The 8,046-nt window shown below is 61.9% G+C and carries 9 protein-coding genes; 3 read left to right on the top strand and 6 right to left on the bottom strand.

The genetic code is table 11. The annotated features are described in order from the left end of the window. Nucleotides 1-212: 212 nt before the first annotated feature. From argE to WBB95_RS02580, 4 genes are read right to left on the bottom strand one after another with little or no spacing between them, the layout of a single operon-like run. Nucleotides 213-1,358, bottom strand: coding sequence for an acetylornithine deacetylase (gene argE, locus WBB95_RS02595; RefSeq protein ID WP_424486156.1), 1,146 nt, complete (start codon nt 1,356-1,358; stop codon nt 213-215). Beyond that, the gene (locus tag WBB95_RS02590; RefSeq protein ID WP_424486155.1) at nt 1,355-2,032 is read right to left on the bottom strand and encodes a DUF1028 domain-containing protein; all 678 of its coding nucleotides are present in this window, start codon (nt 2,030-2,032) and stop codon (nt 1,355-1,357) included. The genes argE and WBB95_RS02590 overlap by 4 nt, the downstream gene beginning before the upstream one ends. An 11-nt stretch (nt 2,033-2,043) precedes the next feature. Then, a complete protein-coding gene (locus tag WBB95_RS02585; protein ID WP_003207327.1) occupies nt 2,044-2,454 on the bottom strand; it encodes a RidA family protein in 411 nt (136 codons plus the stop codon). Between the two features lie 24 nt (nt 2,455-2,478). Then, complete coding sequence (locus WBB95_RS02580) at nt 2,479-3,810, bottom strand: flavin-containing monooxygenase (RefSeq protein WP_424486154.1); 1,332 nt, start codon at nt 3,808-3,810, stop codon at nt 2,479-2,481. Nucleotides 3,811-4,012: 202 nt separating this feature from the next. Here WBB95_RS02580 and WBB95_RS02575 point away from each other — a divergent pair, with 202 nt between their 5' ends. Continuing rightward, a complete protein-coding gene (locus WBB95_RS02575; protein ID WP_424486153.1) occupies nt 4,013-4,447 on the top strand; it encodes a GNAT family N-acetyltransferase in 435 nt (144 codons plus the stop codon). Between the two features lie 12 nt (nt 4,448-4,459). Next, nucleotides 4,460-4,930 (top strand): GNAT family N-acetyltransferase, encoded by a 471-nt coding sequence (locus tag WBB95_RS02570; protein WP_424486152.1) that lies wholly within the window; start codon nt 4,460-4,462, stop codon nt 4,928-4,930. Nucleotides 4,931-5,267: 337 nt separating this feature from the next. Here WBB95_RS02570 and WBB95_RS02565 read toward each other — a convergent pair whose 3' ends face one another. Further along, entirely contained in the window at nt 5,268-5,756 is a 489-nt protein-coding gene (locus WBB95_RS02565; protein WP_424486151.1) for an HIT family protein, read from the bottom strand. Nucleotides 5,757-5,800: 44 nt separating this feature from the next. Next, complete coding sequence (locus tag WBB95_RS02560) at nt 5,801-6,709, bottom strand: LysR family transcriptional regulator (RefSeq protein WP_424486150.1); 909 nt, start codon at nt 6,707-6,709, stop codon at nt 5,801-5,803. Nucleotides 6,710-6,825: 116 nt separating this feature from the next. Here WBB95_RS02560 and WBB95_RS02555 point away from each other — a divergent pair, with 116 nt between their 5' ends. Further along, entirely contained in the window at nt 6,826-8,037 is a 1,212-nt protein-coding gene (locus WBB95_RS02555) for a cation:dicarboxylate symporter family transporter (protein WP_424486149.1), read from the top strand. The last annotated feature ends 9 nt before the right edge of the window (nt 8,038-8,046 follow it).

The raw sequence follows: 8,046 nt of genomic DNA, 5'->3' as shown, positions 1-8,046 counted from the left end.
AAGCGGCCCCAAACCAGGCGACCTGGTTCTATCTGGAACTCGGCGGAGTCTTTGTTGGGGCCGCTTCGCAGCGCAGCGCGGGGCAAGCCAGCTCACTACAGGGAGATTTTTCAGCCTTGAAAGTTGTGTAGATACTAATGGCCATCGCAGGCAAGCCAGCTCCCACAGTTGATGTCCCACAGGAGATTTGTGGTGTTGGTCAGGTCGGTGGCTCAGGCGCGAATCGAGTCGAGCAAGCGCTGCAGCATGGCATCGCAGCCATTCAACTGTTCCACACTCACAAACTCATCCGGCTTGTGCCCCTGGTCCATGCTCCCGGGGCCGCACACCACGGTGGGGATGCCCACTGCATCAAACAACCCACCTTCAGTACCAAACGCCACGGTGCCAAATTCCCGCGAGCCGCTGAACGCTGCTATCAGCTCCGCCGCCTGGCTGCGCTCATCGGTGACGAGGCCGGGGTAGGCCGACAACTGGGTAAACGTGATCGCACTCTGCGCGCTCACGGCTTGCATGCGCGGCAGCACCTGTTGTTCGGCGTACGCCTGCAGCTCTGACGCCACTTCAGCCGGGTCCTGCGATGGCAACGCGCGCACTTCAAAATCAAACCGGCAATCGGCGGGCACGATATTCAGCACCTTGCCCCCGGCAATCACGCCGGTCTGCACCGTGCTGAACGGCGGATCAAACCGCGGGTCCTGTTTCTCGCGCAGGCGCTGGCCAATCCGGCCCAGCTCGCCGATCAAATCCGCCGCATGCTCAATGGCATTCACCCCGTACGGCGCATACGCCGAGTGGCACGCTTCGCCGTGCACGTCACAGCGCATCGCCAGCTTGCCCTTGTGGCCGAGCACCGGTTTGAGCTCGGTCGGCTCGCCGATGATGCACAGCATCGGTTTCACGGGCCGCTGTTCCAGCACCTTGAGCAACGAGCGCACGCCGAGGCACCCGACTTCCTCGTCGTAAGACAGGGCGATGTGCACCGGGATGCGCAAGTGGGCGTCCACCAACGCGGGCACCAGCGCCAGCACGCAGGCGATGTAGCCTTTCATGTCGGCAGTGCCGCGGCCAAACAGCTTGCCGTCGCGCTCGGTCAGCTCAAACGGCGGCACTGTCCACGGCTGGCCGTCCACCGGCACCACATCGGTATGCCCCGACAGCACGATGCCCGGCAAGCTCGCCGGGCCGAGGCTGGCAAACAGGTTGGCCTTGCTGCGTTCTTCGTTGTAGACCAACTCACAGGCCACGCCAAAACCGGCCAGGTAATCGCGCACGAACTCGATCAGTTGCAGGTTGGACGCGCGGCTGGTGGTATCAAACCCCACCAGCGTCTGCAGCAGTTCGCGGCTGCGGCTCATCGGTCGTCTCCGGCCACGCCGTAGCCGGGGGAGCGGTCGGGGGAGAGGGCGCGGTCGATGTAGTCCTGCATTTGCGGGCGGTAGGCGTCCCACAAGGTTTGCAGCTCGCCGAGGGGGCTCTCATCCGCCCAGTCCACGCGCAGGTTGATGATTGGCCAGGTCAGTTCGCCCACCACCACCAGCGCGGCGGAATGCACCGGGCCGGCTTCGCCACCGGCGGCGATAGCGGCGTGCATAGCGGCCAGCAGCCGGTCTGCCAACTGGCCTTCGCCGTGTTCAAAGGCGGTGACCATCGCCTCGATCACCGCGCGGTCAGCGAGCATATTGCCCGCCGCCACGCATTGTTCGCCCGCCACCGCGTTGTGGGTGCCGAGGGTTTCGCTGCCGCTGAAATGCACGGCGCGGCCCAGGTGATCAATCGCCGTCAGTTGCCGGTATTGGCTGTAGCCGTTGCGGGTCAGGGCTTTGTCGACGGCCTCGGCCGGCGTGAGGCCTTGTTCCAGCAGGTCGAGCACGTCCGGGCCGAGTGCCGGCAGGGTGATGTTCTGGGTCGACACCGCGCCCACGCCGGGGCGCAGCCACGGGCAGCGCGCGCCCACGGCGATGCTTGATGAGCTGATGGCGATGCCGAGTTGGCCGGTGTCTGCGCAACGGCCGACGATTGAAAAGGTCATGGTGGGGCTCCTTATTCGGGAATAACCGCGATCACGTCAATTTCCATCAGCCACTGCGGCTGGCCCAGGGCCGAGACCACCAGCCCGGTGGAGATCGGAAACACGCCCTTGAGCCACTTGCCGACTTCCTGGTACACCGGCTCGCGGTAGCGCGGGTCGATCAGGTAGGTGGTGGTTTTGACGATGTGGCTCAGGTCCGAACCGGCTTCCTCAAGCAGTTGCTTGACGTTTTTCATCGCCTGCTCGGCCTGGGCACGCGGGTCGCCGAGGCCGATCAGGTTGCCGTCAAAGTCGGTGCCGACCTGGCCGCGCACGTACACGGTGTTGCCCGCGCGTACGGCCTGGCACAGGTCATTGTCCAGGCTCTGGTTGGGATAGGTTTCTTTGGTGTTGAACATGCGGATGCGAGTGTGGGTAGGCATCAAAAAAACTCCAGGAAAAAGTGATCAGGCGCTGACAGGGGATGGACGCATCAGCGGGGCGGCTTCGCGGTATTCAAGGTATTGGCGCTGGATGGCGATGTGATCGGCCACGTATTTGGCGTCGTGCCAAACGCCCCAGATAAACGACGAGCCCCGGCGCGATTGCCATGGCAAACCCAGGAAGTAGATGCCCGACTCGCTGGCCACGCCGCGCTGGTGTTGCGGTTTGCCGGCGGCGTCAAAGGCATCGACCTGCAACCAGCTGTAATCCACGGCAAACCCGGTGGCCCAGATGATCGACGTGATGCCGGCCTCGGCCAGGTCCAGTTCCAGAATCGGGTTTTTGATGCAGTCGGCATCGGGAAACACGCGCCGTGCTTCGGGTTCCACGGGCAGGTCGAGGCCGTTGCGTTCGATGTAGGCGTCTGCCGCATCCAGCAGGGCCAGGTAGTTCTCGTCACCGCGTGCCAGGTTGTCGACCAGGTTGGGTTGGAAGCGGGCGGTAGTGCCGTTGAAGGCTTGGGTCAGGCCGACCAGGGTCATGCCTTGCTGGGCCAGCTCGCGAAAGTCGATGGTCTTGCCACCGTGGGCGCCGCTCACGGCAATGGTCACGTGCTCGCGGCCAGGCTTCATGGCTGCCTGGTCCCACTCGCCCAACACGCCGAGCCACCAGCAGAAATCGCGGTTGCGATAAGCGCGCGGCGGGCGGTCGTGGGCGCCGACCGACAGGTACACCTGGCGCCCGGAGCGCTGCAATTCATCGGCGATCTGCACGCCGGACGAGCCTGCGCCCACCACCAGCACCGCGCCAGCCGGCAGTTGCGCCGGGTTGCGGTAGTCAGCGGAGTGGATCTGGTGCAGCGCGGTGTCTTTCGGCGCAATGGCCGGAATCACCGGCTTCTGGAACGGCCCGGTCGCGGCCACCACGCGGTTGGCCTCGATCACGCCGTCGCTGGTGTGCACGGTAAAGCCTGGGCGACCGACATTGCGCACCACAGAGGTGACGTCCACGCCGGTCCGGATCGGCGCATTGAACTGGCGGGCGTAGGCTTCAAAGTAATCGGCGACGCGTTCTTTGGGGGCGAAGCCGTCGGCGGCGACGTCGTCGAATTCCAGCCCAGGGAAGCGGTCATGCCAGGCCGGGCCGTTGGCGACCAACGAATCCCAGCGGCCGGTGCGCCAGCGCTCGGCGATACGGCTGCGCTCCAGCACCAAGTGGGGCACGCCTTGCTTGCTCAGGTGCTCGCTCATGGCGACGCCTGCCTGACCGGCTCCCACCACCAGCGTGTCTATTTTTGTTATTGCTTGAGTCATGTGTCTGTCCTTGCGTAATGCAGTTGGATTCAGCGTGGGCATGACGTCAAGGTAGGGGGAGGGTAGGCATAAATAAAATATTATTAAGCTGGGAAGTGAGCATAAATATCGGATGCAGAGCGGTTTGGCGGGGGGCGCAGCGCCCTTGTTTTCGGGGCTTGCTCGCGATTGTAATCTGCCGGAGGATAGCCTCTTCTGACCTATCGCCATCGCGGGTAAGCCCGCTCCCACAGGGTTCGACTCAATGCCTACGCTGCGCGGAATGACCTCGGCCGACTACCAGGCCGTGCTCGAATTGATGCAAAACACCCCCGGCATTTCCCTGCGTGATGCCGACTCCCGCGAGGCCACCGAGCGCTACCTGGCGCGCAACCCCGCGCTGAGTTTCGTCGCCGAAGCCGAAGGCCGGTTGATCGCCTGCGTGATGTGCGGCCATGATGGGCGCCGGGGCTACCTGCAACATTTGTTGGTGCTGCCGGAGCATCGCCGCCAGGGTATCGCCCAAGCGTTGGTGGCGCGTTGCCTCGCTGCGCTTGAGCAACTGGGCATTCAGAAATGCCACCTCGATGTGTTCAAGACCAACACCAGCGCTGCGCATTTTTGGCAAGGCCAGGGCTGGATGCTGCGCACGGATATCGACCGTTTTTCATTCACCCGCGAGGGCAATGAAAACGCCTGAAGGGACATCGCAATGCTCGAGATAAAACGCGCCACGCTGCACGACGGCAAGGCTGCTTTTGAGATTCGCCGCAACGCCATCCTGAGCCAGTGCATTGGCGACTACACCGCCGAGCAAATGGCGCTATGGACCCGCGGCGCCGCCGAGGACGGCTACAGCGCGCTGCTGGCTAAGCCGTTTTACCTGGGCTGGGTCAACGGTGAACCGGTCGCCACCGGGATGTTTGACCTTGATAACAACGAAATTGGCGCATTGTTTGTCCTGCCCGACTTCACCGGGCGCGGGTATGGCAAGGCGATGCTTGAGCACCTGGAACAAGTTGCGCGCGACTTGGCGATTGAAGAAGTGGTGCTGGATGCGACGTTGAATGCAGCAAGGTTCTACAGGCTGTGCGGGTATGCAGGTGATGAACCGGCGGTTTATCACTCGCCGTCCGGGTTGGCGTTGGCGTGTATCCCGATGAAAAAGCGCCTGTCTGGCTGACTCACACAAACTTCTCTGTGGGAGTTGTCGAGCTTTAGCGAGGCTGCGAAAGCGGTGGGTCAGCCAACACCTGTGCTGGCAGTGCCGCCGCCTTCGCAGCCTCGCTGAAGCTCGACAGCTCCCACGTTGAACGAGGTTGCGCGCAACGCCCGGTTTAACTTACCCACTATCGCCCGACGCTTGGAACCCAGTTTTGCCACACACACACAACCGATCCCCTGTGGGAGTTGTCGAGCTTTAGCGAGGCTGCGAAAGCGGTGGGTCGGTCAACACCTGTGCCGACAGTGCCGCCGCTTTCGCAGCCTCCCCTAGGCTCCACCGCGCCTACGTTTGGTTTTTATAGCGATTGAAAACCTGCACGCAGGCGCTGTATCACCTGATCAGCCGAAGGCCCCTGAATCACCGGCGGCACCGGGTTTTCCCCGAACTCGCGCCACACAAACAGCGTCAGTTCTGCGCCATCGGTCAGTGCCTGGCCTTCAGGCGGCAAGCCAAAATCCTGCAGCACGCGATAACGCTGATCCCGCCAGAATGCCGCTTCAACCCAGTCATACACCGGGATGAAATGAAAGTGCAGCGGGAACCCCGGCATATGCCCGTAGCGGCTGATGTACAGCCATATCGGCTTCAGCTGCGCCTCCATTACGCGCTGGATCTTGGCGAGCAAGCCACCCAGTTCTGCCAATGCCGCGTCCGGCATCTCGGCCAATGAGTGGGCAGGCGCCCTGGCGCCCAGCATCAGGTAGCCCGGCAGCTTCGAGGTCAGGTGATGGTTGAGCTGCCAGTGCTCGGTTTGGTGAAGGATGAAAGCGGGATCAATCTGCAAAAGCGCGCGTCCATGAGGGCGGGAGGGGCAGGGTAGCAAGCGCGTTATCCCTTGCGATACACCCCGCCCAGTTCCCGCGCCAGCGCGATGAAATTCTGCAGCGGCGCCGACGGATTGAACGTACGCCGCACCAGGGTAATCGGTGCCAGCAGCTTGGGGCGGGCGTCCTTGATCCGGCAATACACCACGCTTTCGCGGTGTATATCGCGCATCGATGCCGGCACCACCGAGATGCCTTCTCCGGCGGCCACCAGGCTGACGTTGGTGAGCATGCGCTCCACCTCAAAAGCGATTTTCGGCTCGAAGCCGGCGTTCTGGCAGGCCTTGATCAGGTTGGCGTACATGCCCGGCGCGCCGGGGCGGCGCACGAGGATGAAGCGTTCGTCTTTGAGGGCGGCCAATGGAATCGCGGCGTCGTTCAACAGCGGGTGGCCGGTGGGCAGCGCGAGCAGCATTTCTTCGTTGAGCAGGCGGTGGAACGTGAGGCTCTGATGGGTGCTGACCGGCGCGCGCAGGATGCCGATGTCGATGCGTTTTTCAATGGTGTCTTCAGTCACTTCGCGGGCGCTGCCTTCGTTGATCGACAGCTCGACGCCAGGAAAACGCTCGCGGTAGGCGCGGATGATGCGCGGGATCAGCGGGTGGGCGGCGGCGGAGCTGGTGAAGGCCACCACCAGCGTGCCCTCGATACCCTGGGCGGCGCGGGATGCCTTGAGCGCGCCGTGCTCGACGCGGGCGAGGATCACCCGCGCTTCATCGAGAAACACCAGGCCGCCGGCAGTGAGGTCGACGCCTTTGGGGTGACGTTTGAACAGGTCAAACCCCAGCTCGGTTTCCAGCGCGCGAATCTGTTGGCTGAGGGGCGGTTGCTGCATGTTCAGGCGCGCGGCGGCACGGGTGAAATGTCGCTCTTCAGCCACCATGATGAAATAGCGTAAATGGCGAAGTTCCATGGTGGTATATCCCGTGACAAGACTTTATTATTTGCGGCCTGCAGCGGCCAGGCGGTTAATATGCCCAAAGCCGCAGGTCACGACAATAACAATAAATAAAGCACGTTGGAGTACCGATGCCGAACCGATACGCCACGAATGGAACCCTGCCTATCTTGATTGCCATCGCACTGGGCATGACGTTGGGTTTGGTGTTGCCGGACCTGGCCATCGAGATGAAACTGCTCAGTGATGCGTTTATAAAAGTCGTCGGCTTATTAATGCCTTTCCTGTTGTTTGTGCTGGTGTCCACCGGGGTCGCCGGTATCAAGCGCGAGCCCCATCACCGGCACGTGGTGCGGCGCATTATTGTGTACTTCCAGTTGATGTCCTGCCTTGCGCTGGTGGCCGGCATGGCGACGGGCTTAGTGTTCAACCTGGAACACAGCGCGTTGCCCGCGCCACCGTTACCGACGGATGGGTTTCTGCACGAATTGTCGCTGTTGTCGGCGTCTTCGACGCTGTATCACGTATTTACCCAGAGCTTTGTGCTGCAAGTGATGCTTGTCGCGATCATTTGCGGTCTGCTGCTGGGGCGTGGAAGCCGTGTGGGCAATCGTTGCCTGGGTTGGCTCGAAACCGGGGTTCAAGGGCTATTTTACCTGCTGCGCATAATGTTGAAATTTGCCCCGCTGGCGGCGTTTGGTGCGATGGCGTTTGTGGTGGGTAAATACGGAGTTAGTTCGGTATTGCCGTTGTTGAAGTTTGTACTGGTTATTTATCTGGTTTGCGCGTTATTTGTGATGCTGGTGTTCGCGGCGATAACCCGCTGGGCGGGTATCAAGTTGTCTCGCTTGATTATTTATTTAAAAGAAGAGTTGTTGTTGGTGATGTTTACCGGCTCGTCTGTGGCTGCACTTCCCGGCTGCGTGGACAAACTTGAAGCCCTTGGCTGTGACCGTCAACTCGTGCGCCTGGTGTTGACCACCGGTTATACCTTCAACCTGGCAGGCACCAACCTTTACCTGACCACAGCGATCATGTTCCTGGCCCATTTGGCAGGGGTCGAGATGAGCGTGACGCAATTGCTCGCCGTGTTGGCGGTGTGCCTGATCACGTCGTTGAGCTCCACCAGCGTGGCGGGCTCGGCGCTATTCACCTTGATTGCGACCTTGAGCATTCTGCAACTGGTGCCGCTGGAAGGGGTGGGGTTGCTGCTGGGGGTGGAGCGGTTGATGAAGTGCCGGTCGCTGACCAATGTGCTTGGCAACTGCGTGGCGTGCGTGGCGATTTGCGGGTGGCAGCGGTCGATTGATCGTGCGGTGTTGCAGCGGGAATTGGCGAGCTGAAGCTTAGGC

The sequence above is a fragment of the Pseudomonas sp. genome, assembly GCF_049645325.1.
In the GTDB taxonomy this organism is placed as follows: Bacteria; Pseudomonadota; Gammaproteobacteria; order Pseudomonadales; family Pseudomonadaceae; genus Aquipseudomonas.
Note: the sequence above shows the minus strand (reverse complement) of the source record. Positions and strands in the feature narration are given on the sequence as shown.

Excerpts from the sequence above, each read along its gene's own strand:
- WBB95_RS02580 (WP_424486154.1), bottom strand. The coding sequence starts at position 3,810 with ATGCCCACGCTGAATCCAACTGCATTACGCAAGGACAGACACATGACT.
- WBB95_RS02575 (WP_424486153.1), top strand. The coding sequence starts at position 4,013 with ATGCCTACGCTGCGCGGAATGACCTCGGCCGACTACCAGGCCGTGCTC.
- WBB95_RS02570 (WP_424486152.1), top strand. The coding sequence starts at position 4,460 with ATGCTCGAGATAAAACGCGCCACGCTGCACGACGGCAAGGCTGCTTTT.
- WBB95_RS02555 (WP_424486149.1), top strand. The coding sequence starts at position 6,826 with ATGCCGAACCGATACGCCACGAATGGAACCCTGCCTATCTTGATTGCC.
- WBB95_RS02590 (WP_424486155.1), bottom strand. The coding sequence starts at position 2,032 with ATGACCTTTTCAATCGTCGGCCGTTGCGCAGACACCGGCCAACTCGGC.
- WBB95_RS02560 (WP_424486150.1), bottom strand. The coding sequence starts at position 6,709 with ATGGAACTTCGCCATTTACGCTATTTCATCATGGTGGCTGAAGAGCGA.
- argE (WP_424486156.1), bottom strand. The coding sequence starts at position 1,358 with ATGAGCCGCAGCCGCGAACTGCTGCAGACGCTGGTGGGGTTTGATACC.
- WBB95_RS02585 (WP_003207327.1), bottom strand. The coding sequence starts at position 2,454 with ATGCCTACCCACACTCGCATCCGCATGTTCAACACCAAAGAAACCTAT.